At 71.8% G+C, this 14028-nt stretch carries 16 protein-coding genes; 7 read left to right on the top strand and 9 right to left on the bottom strand.

All coding sequences use genetic code 11. From position 1 onward, the window contains the following. Position 1 precedes the first annotated feature (1 nt). From EJC51_RS08470 to EJC51_RS08445, 6 genes are all read right to left on the bottom strand, one after another. Entirely contained in the window at positions 2-1087 is a 1086-nt protein-coding gene (locus EJC51_RS08470) for a type III polyketide synthase (RefSeq protein ID WP_279631431.1), read from the bottom strand. Between the two features lie 104 nt (positions 1088-1191). Beyond that, on the bottom strand, positions 1192-1428 hold the full coding sequence (locus EJC51_RS08465) for a DUF6213 family protein (RefSeq protein WP_126270496.1): 237 nt from the start codon (positions 1426-1428) through the stop codon (positions 1192-1194). 25 nt (positions 1429-1453) lie between these two features. Then, the gene (locus tag EJC51_RS08460) at positions 1454-2839 is read right to left on the bottom strand and encodes an NADP-dependent succinic semialdehyde dehydrogenase (RefSeq protein WP_126270495.1); all 1386 of its coding nucleotides are present in this window, start codon (positions 2837-2839) and stop codon (positions 1454-1456) included. Positions 2840-2906: 67 nt separating this feature from the next. Further along, complete coding sequence (locus EJC51_RS08455; protein ID WP_126270494.1) at positions 2907-3368, bottom strand: NUDIX hydrolase; 462 nt, start codon at positions 3366-3368, stop codon at positions 2907-2909. Further along, on the bottom strand, positions 3365-4903 hold the full coding sequence (locus EJC51_RS08450) for an ATP-dependent DNA ligase (RefSeq protein ID WP_126270493.1): 1539 nt from the start codon (positions 4901-4903) through the stop codon (positions 3365-3367). The genes EJC51_RS08455 and EJC51_RS08450 overlap by 4 nt, the downstream gene beginning before the upstream one ends. Before the next feature lie 29 nt (positions 4904-4932). Further along, on the bottom strand, positions 4933-5862 hold the full coding sequence (locus EJC51_RS08445; protein ID WP_126270492.1) for an NAD(P)/FAD-dependent oxidoreductase: 930 nt from the start codon (positions 5860-5862) through the stop codon (positions 4933-4935). A 64-nt stretch (positions 5863-5926) separates the two neighbouring features. On the opposite strand from EJC51_RS08445, the gene EJC51_RS08440 reads away from it, so the two are divergent. The 6 genes from EJC51_RS08440 to EJC51_RS08415 all read left to right on the top strand — a co-directional run bounded on the left by EJC51_RS08440 (position 5927) and on the right by EJC51_RS08415 (position 11285). Further along, entirely contained in the window at positions 5927-6508 is a 582-nt protein-coding gene (locus tag EJC51_RS08440; RefSeq protein WP_126270491.1) for a helix-turn-helix domain-containing protein, read from the top strand. Between the two features lie 171 nt (positions 6509-6679). Next, positions 6680-7657, top strand: a complete 978-nt coding sequence (locus EJC51_RS08435; protein ID WP_126270490.1) for an NADPH:quinone oxidoreductase family protein — start codon at positions 6680-6682, stop codon at positions 7655-7657. Next, positions 7654-8838, top strand: coding sequence for an acyl-CoA dehydrogenase family protein (locus tag EJC51_RS08430; protein WP_126270489.1), 1185 nt, complete (start codon positions 7654-7656; stop codon positions 8836-8838). Before EJC51_RS08435 ends, EJC51_RS08430 begins: the two co-directional genes overlap by 4 nt. Beyond that, positions 8835-9908, top strand: coding sequence for an acyl-CoA dehydrogenase family protein (locus tag EJC51_RS08425; RefSeq protein WP_126270488.1), 1074 nt, complete (start codon positions 8835-8837; stop codon positions 9906-9908). Before EJC51_RS08430 ends, EJC51_RS08425 begins: the two co-directional genes overlap by 4 nt. 172 nt (positions 9909-10080) lie before the next feature. Further along, complete coding sequence (locus EJC51_RS08420) at positions 10081-10938, top strand: phosphatidylinositol-specific phospholipase C/glycerophosphodiester phosphodiesterase family protein (RefSeq protein ID WP_126270487.1); 858 nt, start codon at positions 10081-10083, stop codon at positions 10936-10938. Between the two features lie 152 nt (positions 10939-11090). After that, positions 11091-11285: a hypothetical protein gene (locus EJC51_RS08415; protein ID WP_126270486.1), complete on the top strand. Its 195-nt coding sequence runs from the start codon at positions 11091-11093 to the stop codon at positions 11283-11285. Between the two features lie 3 nt (positions 11286-11288). On the opposite strand, the gene EJC51_RS08410 is transcribed toward EJC51_RS08415, so the two are convergent. Together EJC51_RS08410 and EJC51_RS08405 are read right to left on the bottom strand one after the other, a co-directional pair. Beyond that, positions 11289-12476 carry a phosphodiester glycosidase family protein gene (locus EJC51_RS08410; RefSeq protein WP_126270485.1) on the bottom strand — a complete coding sequence of 396 codons (1188 nt, stop codon included), beginning with the start codon at positions 12474-12476 and terminating at the stop codon, positions 11289-11291. A 132-nt stretch (positions 12477-12608) separates the two neighbouring features. Further along, positions 12609-12968, bottom strand: a complete 360-nt coding sequence (locus tag EJC51_RS08405) for a DUF779 domain-containing protein (protein WP_126270484.1) — start codon at positions 12966-12968, stop codon at positions 12609-12611. Positions 12969-13029: 61 nt separating this feature from the next. Between EJC51_RS08405 and EJC51_RS08400 the strand changes: the two genes are divergently transcribed. Further along, positions 13030-13485, top strand: coding sequence for an SRPBCC domain-containing protein (locus tag EJC51_RS08400; protein ID WP_126270483.1), 456 nt, complete (start codon positions 13030-13032; stop codon positions 13483-13485). A gap of 13 nt (positions 13486-13498) precedes the next feature. Here EJC51_RS08400 and EJC51_RS08395 read toward each other — a convergent pair whose 3' ends face one another. Further along, on the bottom strand, positions 13499-13951 hold the full coding sequence (locus EJC51_RS08395) for a MarR family winged helix-turn-helix transcriptional regulator (protein WP_207924935.1): 453 nt from the start codon (positions 13949-13951) through the stop codon (positions 13499-13501). Between the last annotated feature and the right edge of the window lie 77 nt (positions 13952-14028).

Genomic DNA, 14028 nt, shown 5'->3' with positions numbered 1-14028 from the left:
GTCAGTCCGTCTCGTCGGTGCGCCGCCAGCGGCCCAGGGACATTTCCGCGGTGATGCCGGGCCCGAACCCGGCGAGCAGCCCGCGCGCCCGGTCGGGTGCCCCGCCCGCGTCGAACAACCGGCGCAGCGCGTCCAGGACGACGGCGCTGGCGATGTTCCCGTACTCGGTGAGCGTGGCCCGGCTGAACCGGAAGGCGTGCGGGTCGACCTGCAAGAACTTGCTGAGGTCGTCGAGGATGCGGGGCCCACCCGCGTGGACTATGTAGAAGTCCAGGTCGGCGGCGTCCCAGCCGTGCCGTCCGGCGAGTTCCTGGAGCGCCGGCGCGAGCGGCTCCATGGTGGCCGGCACCCGTTTGTCCAGCTGGAAGTGGAAGCCCGTGGCCCGGACGTCGTACATGATCCAGTCCTCGGTCTTGGGGATCAGGTAGGAGCCGTTGCGCTCCAGGGCGATGCCCTCGCCGCCCTTGCCGCGCACCACGGCGGCCGCGATGCCGTCGCCGAACAGGCCGTTGGACAGCAGGTTCCCGATGCCGAGGTCGGTGGGCTGGTAGCACAGCGAGCAGAACTCGCAGGCCACGATGAGCGCGTTGGCCTCCGGGTAGGCGGTGCAGAAGTCGTGCGCCCGGTTGATGGCCGCCCCGCCGGCCGCACAGCCCAGCTGGGCTATGGGGATCTGCCGGGTGGTGCTGTCGAAGTCCATCTCGTTGATCAGCCAGGCGGTCAGCGACGGCATCATGAAGCCCGTGCAGGAGACATAGATGATGACATCGATGTCAGATGCCAGGACCTCGGCGTCGTCCAGTGCTCGTTGCACCACCGCCGGCACCCTGGCCTTCGCCTCGGCCACATAGACCTTGTTGCGCTCCTCGAAGCCGGGATGCTTCAGGGTCTCCTCGATCGGCTGCACGATGTGCCGTGTGCGGACCCCGGTGTTCTCGATCAGCCGGAGGGCCAGCGGCAGTTGGGGATGGTCCGAGTGCCGGGAGCGCGCCAGCTCCAGCGTCTCCTCCATCGTGATCACGTGCTCTGGAACGGACACCGAGGGTCTGCACAAAGTCGCCATGATCCGTGCCTGCTTTCGCCTCAGAGGGTGGTCCAGTCCACGATCACCCGAGGGGCAGACGACTTCGCGCGGGGTTACTCCGTTTCAGGGACGGGTCGGGTTCCAAACAGGGGCCGGTGCAACGACCTTCACGACGCGCCGCCGCTACTGTGCGCAATGCAGGCCACATCGATGCGATCGGCGAGCTTGGCCAATTCGATGGTCAACGCGGCCACCGTGTCCTCGTCGAGGCCCTCCTCGCCCGCCTCGACAAGGTGCAGCCACCGCCCCCCGACCGTGCGCAACAACTTGCTCACATCGGCCGCAGACACCTGCAAGGTGCCCCGGTCGTCGACGATCAGCGGCAGAGTCACTTCACGGTTCACACCGGGGATGTTAGCCGCGCAAGCGTCACGCTCCGTGCCAAACCGTCGTGATGTTGCAGAACTCGCGGATTCCGTGCCCGGACAGCTCACGCCCGTAACCGGACCGCTTCACGCCGCCGAACGGGAACGCCGGATGCGACGCGGTCATCCCGTTGACGTACACGGCACCGGCTTCGAGATCCCGTACGAAACGGTCGACCTCGGCCTCGTCCCGCGTCCACACGTTCGAACTCAGGCCGAACGGCGAGTCGTTGGCGAGCAGCACCGCCTCGTCGAGGTCGTGCACCCGGTACAGCGTGGCCACCGGCCCGAAGGCCTCCTCACGGTGGATGCGCATCTCGCGGGTGATGTCGGTGAGGACGGTCGGCCGGTAGTACCAGCCGTCGCCCTCGGGCCGCTCGCCGCCGCAGAGCACCCGTGCGCCGCTGCGGGTCGCGTCGTCGACGAGTTCCTCCAGGTCCGCGCGTCCCTGCTCGGTGGCGAGCGGGCCGACGTCGGTGGCCTCGTCCATCGGGTCGCCGACCTTCAGCGTCTGCATGCCCCGCACGAACTTCTCGGCGAAGGCGTCGTACACGTCGGCGTGCACGATGAAGCGCTTCGCGGCGATGCACGACTGGCCGTTGTTCTGCACCCGTGCCGTCACGGCGATCTCGGCCGCCCGGTCGATGTCCGCGGACGGCATGACGACGTACGGGTCACTGCCGCCGAGTTCGAGGACCGTCTTCTTCACCATGTCACCGCAGGTCGCGGCGACCGAGCGGCCCGCGGGCTCACTGCCGGTGAGGGTGGCCGCCTTGACGCGCTCGTCGCGCAGGATCTCCTCGACCGCGCCGGACCCGATGAGCAGGGTCTGGAAGGTGCCCTCGGTGTAGCCCGCCTGGTGGAACAGGTCCTCCAGGAACAGGGCGGTCTGGGGGACGTTCGAGGCGTGCTTGAGCAGGCCGACGTTGCCCGCCATCAACGCGGGCGCGGCGAACCGGACGACCTGCCAGAGCGGGAAGTTCCACGGCATCACCGCGAGCACCGGGCCCAGCGGGCGGTAGCGCACCAGGGCCCGGGACGCGCCGGAGTCCTTCACGTCGGCGTCGGCGGGCTCCTCGTCGGCCAGCAGCGACTCGGCGTGCTCGGCGTACCAGCGCATCGCCTTGGCGCACTTGGCGGCCTCGGCGCGGGCCTGCTTGACGGGCTTGCCCATCTCGGTGGTCATGACCCGGCCGATGTCCTGCTGCATGCCGTCGAGCAGCTCCGCCGCCCGGTGCAGCAGCTTGGCGCGTTCGGCGAACGGCGTCGTCCGGTAGGTGCGGAAGGTGGCCTCCGCGAGCTGGAGCCGGCGCTCGATCTCCTCGGCGCCCATGGCCTCGTACGTCTTGAGCGTCTCGCCGTTCGCCGGGTTCACCGTCGCGATGGGCATGACCGACCTCCTGGGGGAGCGGACCTGTGTTTCGACCTTCCCGCGCGGCGGGCCCCGCCGCAACGTGTCAGGGCGAGTGCTCCGCCAGCCGGTCGAGAAACGTGGCCTGTGCCGTGACGATCACCTCGCGGGCGCGCTCCACGGGAAACCAGGCCACGCGGTCCAGCTCCGGGAACTCCTGCTGCCGTCCCGACTTCGGCGGCCACTCCATCCGGAACGTGCCCGGGACGACGGTCGCGGGGTCGAGGTCGGCCTCGATCGCCCAGACGGTGACGAGCTTGCCGCCCGACTGCCTGACCTCGCCCAGCGGCACGGCGTCCCCGTCCGGCGGCGCCAGCCCGAGCTCCTCCCGGAACTCACGCCGGGCGGCCTCCCAGGCCGGCTCCTCGTCGGGCACGTACTCGCCCTTGGGGACCGTCCACGCCCCGGCGTCCCGGCGGGCGAAGAACGGGCCGCCCATGTGGCCCAGGAGCACCTCGATGCCGGCCTCGGTGCGCCGGAACAGCAGCAGACCGGCGCTCGTCCTCACGGCTTCACCTCGGGATGCGCGGCCAGCAGGGTCTCCACGGTGTCCGCCTCCTCCGGGCGCTTGTCCTCGCGGTAGCGGACCACGCGGGCGAAACGCAGGGTGACGCCGGCCGGGTAGCGGGTGGACCGCTGCAGACCGTCGTAGGCGATCTCCACGACGAGCTCGGGACGTACGGTCACCACGTAGCCGTCGGTGCCGGTGGCCAGTGCCTGGAGCCGCTCGGTCTGCCAGGTCAGCATCGCGTCGGTCATGCCCTTGAAGGTCTTGCCGAGCATCGCGTACGAGCCGTCCTCCCGCCGCGCTCCCAGGTGCAGGTTGGACAGCTTGCCGGTGCGCCGGCCGTGACCCCACTCGGCGGCCAGGACGACCAGGTCGAGGGTGTGGACGGGCTTGACCTTCAGCCAGGACGCGCCACGGCGGCCCGCGCTGTAGGGGGCGTCGAGGGACTTCACCACCACGCCCTCGTGGCCGCGCTCCAGCGTCTCGGCGAGGAAGGACTCCGCCGCGCCGACGTCGTCCGGCCCGGACACCAGCGTCCGGCGCACCCGCATCGGCTCGGGGACGAGCCGGGCCAGTTCCGTGTGCCGCTGCGCGAAGGGCAGGTCCAGGAGGTCGTGGCCGTCGACCGACAGGGCGTCGAAGAACACGGGGGAGACGGGGACCTGTTCGGCCGCCGTGGCCACGTCCACGCGGGAGCCGACCCGGCCCGCCGTCTCCTGGAAGGAGCGGGGCCGCCCGGCCGCGTCGAAGGAGATGACCTCGCCGTCGAGGATGAAGCGGTCACCCCTCAACTCGCGGGCCGCGGCCGTCAGTTCGGGGAGGCGGTCGGTGATGTCGTCGAGGGTGCGGGTGTACACGTGGACGGTGTCGCCGTCGCGGTGCACCTGGACGCGGATGCCGTCGAGCTTCTCCTCGACCGCGCACGCGCCGAGCTTCCCGACCGCCTCGGCCACGGACGTGGCGCTGTGCGCCAGCATCGGCAGCACCGGGCGGCCGACGGTGAGACGGAAGCGGTCGAGGGCCTCGGGGCCGTCCGCGAGCAGTGCCTCGGCGACGGTCTGGAGGGAACCGGCGAGCATGACCGCGCGGCGGACGTCGGCGGACGGCGTCTGGGTGGCCTGGGCGAGGCCCTCGGTGGCGACGGCGTCCAGGGCGCCCTGGCGTACCTCACCGCTGAGCAGACCGAGGAGGAAGCGTTGTTCCGGCTCGGTGGCCGCGCCCATCAACTCGCCCACGAGTCTCGCTCGTTCGGCCTGGGAGCCGGTGCCCGACACTTTGCCCAGCTCGGTGAGCAGGGCGTCCACGGCGGCGACGGTGAGGCTCGGCTCGGCGGCCGGGGGGACCGGACGGCTCAACACCTTCCAGCCCACCCCCAGTCGCCCCTGGGGAAGCCGTCCCGCGAGGTACGGGATGGCGATCGGCACGTCGTCGGGCTCCGCCTCCCGGAACAGCTCCGCGAGCAGCGCGATCTTCTTCGACCGTGCCGAGGTCGCGGCGACCTCCTGGGACACCTGGGCCAGCCGGGCAAGAAGCATGCAGCAATCGTGCACCGGAGGCGGCGGGTCTACACCTGGACGGCCGAGTCGAGGTCGGTCATGAGCAGCTCCCCGTTGATCGTGGCCCCGGCCCGGTAGCCGCCCGCCGCCGCGTTGATCACCTGCTCGGCGAAGCCCATCGCGTTGCCCACCGCCCACACGCCGGGGACGGTCGTCTGCCCCGTCGCGTCGACCACGGGGTACGCGCCGAACGGGGTCTCGTTCAGCTCGGCGCCGAGCTGGGCCAGGAGGCCGTTCTGCGGAACCGCGCGCGGCGCGACGAACAGCGCCTGACGTGCGTGTACCGAGCCGTCGGTCAGGCGTACGCCCGTCAGGCGGTCGGCCTCGACCCGCAGGCCCGCGACCTCGCCCGGCACCACCTTCACGCCCGCCGCCGCGAGCCTGCGCAGGTCGTCGTCCGACAGGTCGGACTCCGCGACCGTGTGCAGGAAGAACGTCACGTCCTTCGACCACTGGGACACGATCAGCGCCTGGTGCACGCTCAGCGGGGTCGTCGCGAGGACGCCGAAGGCCTGGTCGCGGACCTCCCAGCCGTGGCAGTACGGGCAGTGCAGGACGTCCTTGCCGAAGCGCTCGGCGACGCCGGGGACGGCCGGGAGCTCGTCCTTGAGGCCGGTGGCGACGACCAGGCGGCGGGCCTGGAGCGTGCGACCGCTCTCCAGGGTCACGGCGAATCCCTCGGCCACCTCGACCACCCGGTCCCGGACCAGCTCGACGCCGTACCGGGCGATCTCCTCGCGGCCGGTCGCCAGGAACTCGGCCGGGGACATGCCGTCCCGGGTCAGATAGCCCTGCATGTGGGCGGACGGCGCGTTGCGGGGCTCGCCCGCGTCGACGACGAGCGTCCGGCGCCTCGCGCGGCCCAGGACCAGCGCCGCGGAGAGGCCGGCCGCGCCGCCACCGATCACGATCACTTCGTATGCGTGGGTGTCAGTCATGCCGCCACGGTCGCGCTGCCGGTGCGGGATTGACAAACGTCTTTGCCGATTCTGCAATACGGGCATGAGTGCTGAAGAAGTAGAGGGTGTTCTCGCCGACGTGGGGCCGCGGCTGCGGCGGATCCGTAAAGAGCGCGAGGTGACTCTCTCCGCGCTGTCCGAGGTGACCGGCATCTCCGTCAGCACCCTGTCCCGCCTGGAGTCGGGGCTGCGCAAGCCCAGCCTGGAGCTGCTGCTGCCGATCGCGCAGGCGCACCAGGTGCCGCTGGACGAGCTGGTCGGGACGCCGCCGGTGGGCGATCCGCGGGTGCGGGCCACGCCGCTCGTGCGGCACGGGCGCACCTACTGGCCGCTGACCCGGCAGCCCGGCGGCCTCCAGGCGTACAAGGTGCTGGTGCCCCAGCGCACCGAGGAGCCCGAGCTGCGTACCCATGAGGGTTACGAGTGGCTGTACGTGCTGGCGGGGCGGCTGCGGGTCGTTCTCGGCGAGCACGACGTGGTGATGAGCGCGGGGGAGGCCGCCGAGTTCGACACGCGGGTGCCGCACTGGTTCGGGTCCACGGGGGAGGGGCCGGCGGAGTTCCTGAGTCTGTTCGGGCCGCAGGGGGAGCGGATGCACGTACGGGCGAAGCCGAAGCGGCCGTGAGGCCGCGGTGGTGGTGAAGCCGAAACGGTCGGGAAGCCGAAGCGGTCGGGAAGCCGCGGCGGTCGTGAAGCCGTGGCGGTCGTGACGGACGCTACTGTTCCCTGAACGGCAAGCGACCGCTTAGTATGCGACTACCCCAGGTCGTACGACGTAGTCGCGTGGAGGCATCGCATGCAGGCATGGCAAGTGCACGAGAACGGTGAGCCGGGTGAGGTGATGCGGCTCGCGGACGTCGAGACGCCCACACCCGGCGACGGCCAGGTCCTGTTGAAGGTGCGTGCCGCGAACATCAACTTCCCGGACGTGCTGATGTGCCGCGGCCACTACCAGGTCAGGCCGCCGCTGCCGTTCACGCCGGGCGTGGAGATCTGCGGCGAGACCGAGGACGGGCGCCGGGTGCTCGCCAACCCCGCGCTGCCGTACGGCGGTTTCGCCGAGTACGCCGTCGCGGACGCCGCCGCCTTGCTGCCCGCGCCCGAGTCGCTGGACGACGCCGAGGCCGCCGCGCTGCACATCGGCTACCAGACGGGCTGGTTCGGTCTGCACCGGCGGGCCGGCATCGAGGCCGGTGAGACGCTGCTCGTGCACGCCGCCGCCGGCGGGGTCGGCAGCGCCGCCGTGCAGCTCGGCAAGGCGGCCGGCGCCACGGTCATCGGTGTCGTCGGCGGAGCCGACAAGGCCGCCGTGGCCCGGGAGTTGGGCTGCGACGTCGTGATCGACCGGCGTGCGGAGGATGTCGTCGCCGCGGTCAAGGAGGCCACCGGCGGGCGGGGCGCCGACGTGATCTACGACCCGGTCGGCGGCGACGCCTACACCCAGTCCACCAAGGTCGTCGCCTTCGAGGGGCGGATCGTGGTCGTCGGCTTCGCGAGCGGCACCATCCCCAGCCCCGGTCTCAACCACGCCCTGGTGAAGAACTACTCGATCCTCGGTCTGCACTGGGGCCTCTACAACACCAAGAACCCCAAGCTGGTCCAGCACTGCCACGAACAGCTCACCGAACTCGCCGCCCGGGGCGCCATCAAGCCGCTGGTCAGCGAGCGGGTGCCGCTGACGGAGGCCGCCGCCGCGGTGCAGCGTGTCGGCGACGGGGTGACCACCGGCCGGGTCGCCGTCGTCCCCACCCTCGGCAAGGGAGCCGCCGCATGATCGACGCAGCCGAACTCAAGCGCCGCACAGCGGAGTTGCTGGCCGCCCAGCCGCCCGCCACGACCGACCGTCTGGACTTCCTGCGGGCCCGCTTCGACGCCGGCCTCGCGTGGGTGCACTACCCCGAGGGCCTCGGCGGCCTCGGCGCGGCACGCTCCCTCCAGGCCGTCGTGGACGCCGAGCTGGAGGCCGCGGGCGCCCCCGACAACGACCCCCGGCGCAACGGCATCGGCCTCGGCATGGCCGCGCCGACCATCCTCAAGTACGGCACCGAGGAGCAGAAGCAGCGCTATCTGCGGCCCCTGTGGACCGGTGAGGAGGTCTGGTGCCAGCTCTTCAGCGAGCCCGGCGCCGGCTCCGACCTGGCCGGTCTCGGCACCCGTGCCGTCCGTGAGGGCGACGGCGACTGGGTGGTCAACGGGCAGAAGGTGTGGACGTCCAGCGCGCACAACGCCCGCTGGGCCATCCTCATCGCCCGCACCGACCCGGACGTGCCCAAGCACGCGGGCATCACGTACTTCCTGTGCGACATGACCGACCCGGGCGTGGACGTCCGGCCGCTGCGCCAGATCACCGGCGAGGCCGAGTTCAACGAGGTCTTCCTCACCGACGTCCGCATCCCCGACTCCCGCCGCCTCGGCGCGATCGGCGACGGCTGGAAGGTCGCGCAGACCACCCTCAACAACGAGCGCGTCGCCATCGGCGGCATGCGGCTGCCCCGCGAGGGCGGCATGATCGGCCCGGTCTCGAAGACCTGGCGCGAGCGCCCCGAACTGCGCACCCACGACCTGCACCAGCGGCTGCTCAAGCTCTGGGTCGAGGCCGAGGTCGCCCGCCTCACCGGCGAACGCCTGCGCCAGCAGCTCGCCCTGGGGCAGCCCGGCCCCGAGGGCGCCGGCATGAAGCTCGCCTTCGCCCGCCTCAACCAGGAGATCAGCGGTCTGGAGGTCGAACTCCGCGGCGAGGAAGGCCTGTTGTACGACGACTGGACCATGCGCCGGCCCGAGCTGGTCGACTTCGTCGGCCGCGACGCCGGCTACCGCTACCTCCGCTCCAAGGGCAACAGCATCGAGGGCGGGACCAGCGAGGTCCTGCTGAACATCGTCGCCGAGCGCGTCCTGGGCCTGCCGTCCGAGCCGCGCACCGACAAGGACGTCGCATGGAAGGACCTGGCCCGATGAGCGACCTGCTGTACTCCGAGGAGGAAGAGGCGCTCCGGTCCGCCGTACGGGACCTGCTCGCCGACCACTGCGACGCTCCCGGCGTCATCGCCCGCACCGAGTCGGACGCCCCGCACGACCTCGCCGCCTGGAAGGCGCTCACCGACGGCATGGGCCTCGCGGGTCTGCTGGTGCCGGAGGCACAGGGCGGCCAGGGCGCCACGCATCGCGAAGTCGCCGTGGTGCTGGAGGAGTTGGGGCGCGCGGTGGCTCCCGTCCCGTATCTCACCAGCGCGGTCGTCGCCACCGAGGCCCTGCTGGAGCTCGGGGACGAGGCCCTGCTCGCCGAGCTGGCGGCGGGGCGGAGGATCGGCGCCCTCGCCGTCGCCCTGAACGTCGCCGCGGGCGGCGCCTACAAGGTCGTACGCCATGAAGGCGGTGCCCTGCACGGGGAGCTGACCGGTGTCGCGGACGCGGCGGTCGCGGATGTGCTGCTCGTGCCCGCGGACGATGGAGGGCTGTACGCGGTCGACGCCGCCGACGCGACCGTCACCCCGCAGGTGTCCTTCGACCTGACCCGGCCGCTCGCGACCGTGACCTTGAACGGGGCACCCGGCAGGCTCCTCGGCGACGCCGAGCCCGCCGTACGCCGCGCCCTGCGGACCGGTGCCGGGCTGCTCGCCTCCGAGCAACTCGGGCTGGCGGACTGGGTGTTGACGGAGACCGTGCGCTATCTCAAGGAGCGCAAGCAGTTCAACCGTCCCGTCGGCGGCTTCCAGGCGCTCAAGCACCGGCTCGCGCAGCTGTGGCTGGAGGTCGTCAACCTCCGGGCCGCCGCCCGCAACGCCGCCGACGCGCTCACCACCGGCACGGACGCCGACGTGGCGGTCGCCGTCGCCCAGGCCTACGCGGCGCCCGTCGCGGTGCACGCCGCCGAGGAGGCGCTCCAGCTGCACGCCGGTATCGGCATGACATGGGAGCACCCGATCCACCTGTACCTCAAGCGGGCCAAGTCCGACTCGATCGCCTACGGCACGGCGGGTGTCCACCGCGAGGCCCTGGCCGGACTCGTGGACCTGCAAGCCCCCTGACGTTCACCGAACAAAGCCCGCCCCACCTGGGGCGGGCTTTTTCGTGTGCCCCGCGCGGCGCCGGTGAACGCACAGCGGCAGTCCGGCCAACTCCTGTCACGAGCATGCCTATTGGGGGGCCTGCGACCGCATACTCGCCCATGTCTCGTACCGCCCCAAAGGGAGGCAGAACATGGCCCTCACCACCCGTCGCAGAGCCCTCACCACCATCGGCGCCGCCCTCGCGGGCGCGGTCGCGCTGCCCGCCACGCAGGCCCTCGCGGGCGAACAGAAACACCGGCCGCGGCCGTTGTGGCGCGCCCACGCCCACAACGACTACGAGCATCCCCGGCCGCTGTTCGACGCCCTCGACCACCGCTTCGGCAGCGTCGAGGCCGACATCTTCCTCGTCGGCGACCAGCTCCTCATCGGCCACACCGTGGACGACCTCGACCCGAGCCGCACGCTGGAGTCCCTCTACCTGGACCCGCTGGCCAGGATCGTCAGGGCCAACCACGGCTCGGTGTACCGGGGTTGGCGCAGGCCGGTGCAGCTGCTCATCGACATCAAGACCGAGGGCTCGTCGACGTATCTGGAGCTGGACCGCCATCTCCAGCGGTACAAGCACCTGTTCACGACCTACGCCCACGGCAGGGTGTTCCCCGGGCCGGTCACCGCCGTCATCTCCGGTGACCGCGCGGCCCGTACGCCCATGGAGGCGCAGACCGTCCGGCGCGCCTTCTACGACGGCCGCCTCACCGACCTCGGCTCCTCGGCGCCCGCCTCCTTCATCTCGCTGATCAGCGACAACTGGACGCTCAACTTCACCTGGCAGGGCGTCGGCGCCTTCCCCGAGGCCGAGCGGCAGAAGCTGCGCGGCATCGTCGACGCCGCCCACGCGCGCGGCCAGCAGGTGCGCTTCTGGGCCACCCCGGACGTGGCGGGACCCGCCCGCGACGCACTGTGGGGTGAACTCCTCGCCGCCGGCGTCGACTACCTCAACACCGACGACCTGGCGGGCCTGGAGACCTTCCTCGACGCCCGTCGCTAGGGCCGGTCCGGCATGATCCGCCGGACGGGCTTCAGGCCGGGAAACCACACGTTCGGCGGACAGGTCAGCCGCCCGGACGAACCCTCCGCTACGCCACACTTGCGGCCGAACGCCGTGAACCGGACGGGACGGCGTGGCGGAGGAGGTTGGCGATGGCGATTTCCATCTCAGTGGTGCTGCTGCTCCTGATCCTGGCGGTGATCTTCCTGCGCAACGGCGGGCTGAAGGTCTCCCACGCCCTGGTGTGCGCGCTGCTCGGGTTCTTCCTGGCCGGAACGAGCATCGCGCCCACCATCACCAGCGGTCTGACGGCCACCGCGGACATCGTCAGCAGCCTCAGACCCTGATCCTCAGCCCGCCGAGAAGACCCCGATGCCGTTCGGGACGGGGCGTTCCGCGCCACCCGTGGGGTGGTTGCGTACCGTCACGGCGGTCGCGCCGGGGTCGCGGGCGACCAGCGTGGACGAGCCGCCGCCGTCCAGGCTGAAGCCGTCCACCGCGCCCAACCCCCGCAGGGTGTCCGCCACTTCGGCGATCGTCAGCCCGGTGCGGTACTCCGGCGCCCCGTCCACCGCGAGCAGCAGCAGGCGCCGGCCACCGTCCGAGACGCCCACGGCGGTCCGTACGGCCGAGGTCGCGGCGTCCAGGCCCGGCAGCGGCACCCCGCCGCTCAGGACCGGGAAGCCGCCGACAGCGAAGCGGTACGGAACCCGGCTCGTGGCCGAAACAAGCCGGTGCCGTACCCGTACCGCTTCGCCCACGGACAGCTTGCGCAGCTGCTGCGCGCCCTCCTCCCGGCCGACGAGGACGGTGGTTCCTTCGTCGACGGGACCGCTGCCCGGGGTGTCGGCCGTCGCCGTGACCCGGCCGTGGCGGATCGTCACCTCGTAGGTGTCCGTGCTGCACGGGGCGGCCCGGTCGGTGTCCGTGCCGCAGGTGGCGCGCAGCCGGGAGACGCCGCCCCAGGCGCTGGTGTAGGCGCCGATCGAACCCACCGGCAGCGCGTACTGGTTGAACCCGCCCAGCGGCAGTTGCCCGCTCCAGCCGCGGACGCTCCCGGCCAGCGTCAGGCCGTCGAGCCGGAGCCTCCGGTCGACGCCCATGCCGAGCACGTCCCGCGTCGAGGTGCCGGGCGGCAGCGCGGGCCCGAACCGCTGCCCGTCCGGCACCGCCGCCTTCAGGGCACGCCCGCTCGCGATCGCCGGGCCCACGCTCGCCCCGGTCGCCTCGACGCCGGGATGCTGGGTCTCGGTGATGTTGAAGAAGTCGCCGTTGACCCCCGCCACCGCGCCCTGGGCGTCCGCCAGTTGGGACACCGGCGCCCGCGCGGCCACCGCCCCCGGATACAGCAGGTCGAGACGGACCTTCGGATCGCGCAGGTCGGCCCGGATCACATGGATGCGGGTCGGGCCCTTGGCCGCCTGGACGTCGTACTGCTGGTAGGTGACACCCGACGCGACCCGCACGACCGCGGCCCGCACGGCACCGGCCGGTGCCGCCCCCGTCAGGGCCGCACCGGCCAGCGCGCCGAATGCCATGAGAAACGTCAGTGCCCGTCTGCCCGCCCGGAACCTTGTTCGGCGATGCGTCACAGTCCCCCCTGAGGTCCCGTCAACTGTCCCAGGACCCAAGAGGGGTGCACCAGACGGCGAGGGCCGTCCGGGGGGTGACTAGGGGGCGACCAGGCGTGAACGGATCAGGAACCGTACGCCCTCGGGCGCCTCCAGGGAGAAGCCGCTGCCGCGGCCCTCGACGACGTCCACGATCAGGCGGGTGTGGCTCCAGGCCGCGTACTGGCTGCGGGACATCCAGAACGTCACCGGCTCCGCGACGCCCTCGACCTCCAGCTCCGCGAGCAGTACGTCCGAGCCGCCGGTGCGGAACTCGCCCTCCGGGTAGCACATCGGGGCGCTGCCGTCGCAGCAGCCGCCGGACTGGTGGAACATCAGCGGGCCGTGGGCCTCGCGCAGCCTGCGCAGCAGGTCGGCGGCGGCGGGGGTGAGCTCGACGCGCGGGATCTCCTCATCCATACGACCCAGCGCAGCACACGGGAGGTTGCGACAAGGTTGCAGCCGGGAGCAGGGTGAGCGCATGTACGCGACGCGCATGTCATGGCACGTGAAGGCGCCCCGCGCGGCCGTCTACCGGATGCTGGTGGACGCCGACGCGCTCGCGAAGTGGCGGGTGCCCGACGGGATGAGCAGCGAGGTGCACACCTTCGAGCCGCGTGAGGGCGGCGCGTTCCGGATCTCGCTCACCTACGACCTGCCGACCGGCACCGGCAAGTCCGGCTCGCACACCGACACGTACCACGGCAGGTTCCTGAGGCTGGTACCGGACGAACTGGTCGTCGAGGAGTTCGAGTTCGAGACCGGCGACCCGGGCCTGCGCGGCACGATGACCATGACGACGACGCTCACCGAGGTGGACGGCGGCACGGAGGTCGTCGTGCTGCACGAGGGGATTCCCGACGCCGTGCCCGCCGACCAGAACGAGGAAGGCACCCGGATGGCGCTGGCCAATCTGGCCCGGCTGGTGGAGGGATGAGCCGCGGCTGAGGTCAGCGCTCGCTGACGTTGGCGGTGAGCAGGCGGAGCAACTGCTTGGCCGTGGCGTCCTGCTCGGGCGTCAGGCCCATGGCGTCCCCGATGGCGAGGGGCACCGTCGCGGCGCGCTCGCGCAGCCGCGCCCCCGCCTCGGTGAGCGTGAGCGCGACCGAGCGCTCGTCCTCCGGGCGCCGCTCCCGGCGGAGCAGACCGCCTGCCTCCAGGCGCTTGAGCAGCGGGGAGAGGGTGCTGGACTCCAGTTGGAGCGCCGCGCCGAGGTCGCGGACCGAGATCGAGTCCTGCTCCCACAGCACGAGCATGACCAGGTACTGCGGATAGGTCAGCTGGAGTTCGTCGAGCAGCGGGCGGTAGCGCGCGGTGACCGCGCGGGAGGCGGCGTACAGCGCGAAGCAGAGCTGGTCGTCGAGGAGCAGGGAACCGTCCTGCTTCGGTTCGGCGGCGGTCATGACCGGGCTCCCTCCGTCTCATGCTGATCGAGTGGTCTCGTGCGATCTCGTGCGATCACGCGGTCGAGTCCTCTCGA

Source organism: Streptomyces aquilus, from assembly GCF_003955715.1.
Classification (GTDB): domain Bacteria; phylum Actinomycetota; class Actinomycetes; order Streptomycetales; family Streptomycetaceae; genus Streptomyces; species Streptomyces aquilus.
This window is presented reverse-complemented; position numbering and strand designations above follow the sequence as displayed.

What these genes read in the sequence shown, in the direction of transcription:
- EJC51_RS08460 (WP_126270495.1), bottom strand. Translation starts at nt 2,839, where the DNA reads ATGCCCATCGCGACGGTGAACCCGGCGAACGGCGAGACGCTCAAGACG.
- EJC51_RS08450 (WP_126270493.1), bottom strand. Translation starts at nt 4,903, where the DNA reads ATGCTTCTTGCCCGGCTGGCCCAGGTGTCCCAGGAGGTCGCCGCGACC.
- EJC51_RS08445 (WP_126270492.1), bottom strand. Translation starts at nt 5,862, where the DNA reads ATGACTGACACCCACGCATACGAAGTGATCGTGATCGGTGGCGGCGCG.
- EJC51_RS08440 (WP_126270491.1), top strand. Translation starts at nt 5,927, where the DNA reads ATGAGTGCTGAAGAAGTAGAGGGTGTTCTCGCCGACGTGGGGCCGCGG.
- EJC51_RS08435 (WP_126270490.1), top strand. Translation starts at nt 6,680, where the DNA reads ATGCAGGCATGGCAAGTGCACGAGAACGGTGAGCCGGGTGAGGTGATG.
- EJC51_RS08430 (WP_126270489.1), top strand. Translation starts at nt 7,654, where the DNA reads ATGATCGACGCAGCCGAACTCAAGCGCCGCACAGCGGAGTTGCTGGCC.
- EJC51_RS08425 (WP_126270488.1), top strand. Translation starts at nt 8,835, where the DNA reads ATGAGCGACCTGCTGTACTCCGAGGAGGAAGAGGCGCTCCGGTCCGCC.
- EJC51_RS08420 (WP_126270487.1), top strand. Translation starts at nt 10,081, where the DNA reads ATGGCCCTCACCACCCGTCGCAGAGCCCTCACCACCATCGGCGCCGCC.
- EJC51_RS08415 (WP_126270486.1), top strand. Translation starts at nt 11,091, where the DNA reads ATGGCGATTTCCATCTCAGTGGTGCTGCTGCTCCTGATCCTGGCGGTG.
- EJC51_RS08410 (WP_126270485.1), bottom strand. Translation starts at nt 12,476, where the DNA reads ATGGCATTCGGCGCGCTGGCCGGTGCGGCCCTGACGGGGGCGGCACCG.
- EJC51_RS08405 (WP_126270484.1), bottom strand. Translation starts at nt 12,968, where the DNA reads ATGGATGAGGAGATCCCGCGCGTCGAGCTCACCCCCGCCGCCGCCGAC.
- EJC51_RS08400 (WP_126270483.1), top strand. Translation starts at nt 13,030, where the DNA reads ATGTACGCGACGCGCATGTCATGGCACGTGAAGGCGCCCCGCGCGGCC.
- EJC51_RS08395 (WP_207924935.1), bottom strand. Translation starts at nt 13,951, where the DNA reads ATGACCGCCGCCGAACCGAAGCAGGACGGTTCCCTGCTCCTCGACGAC.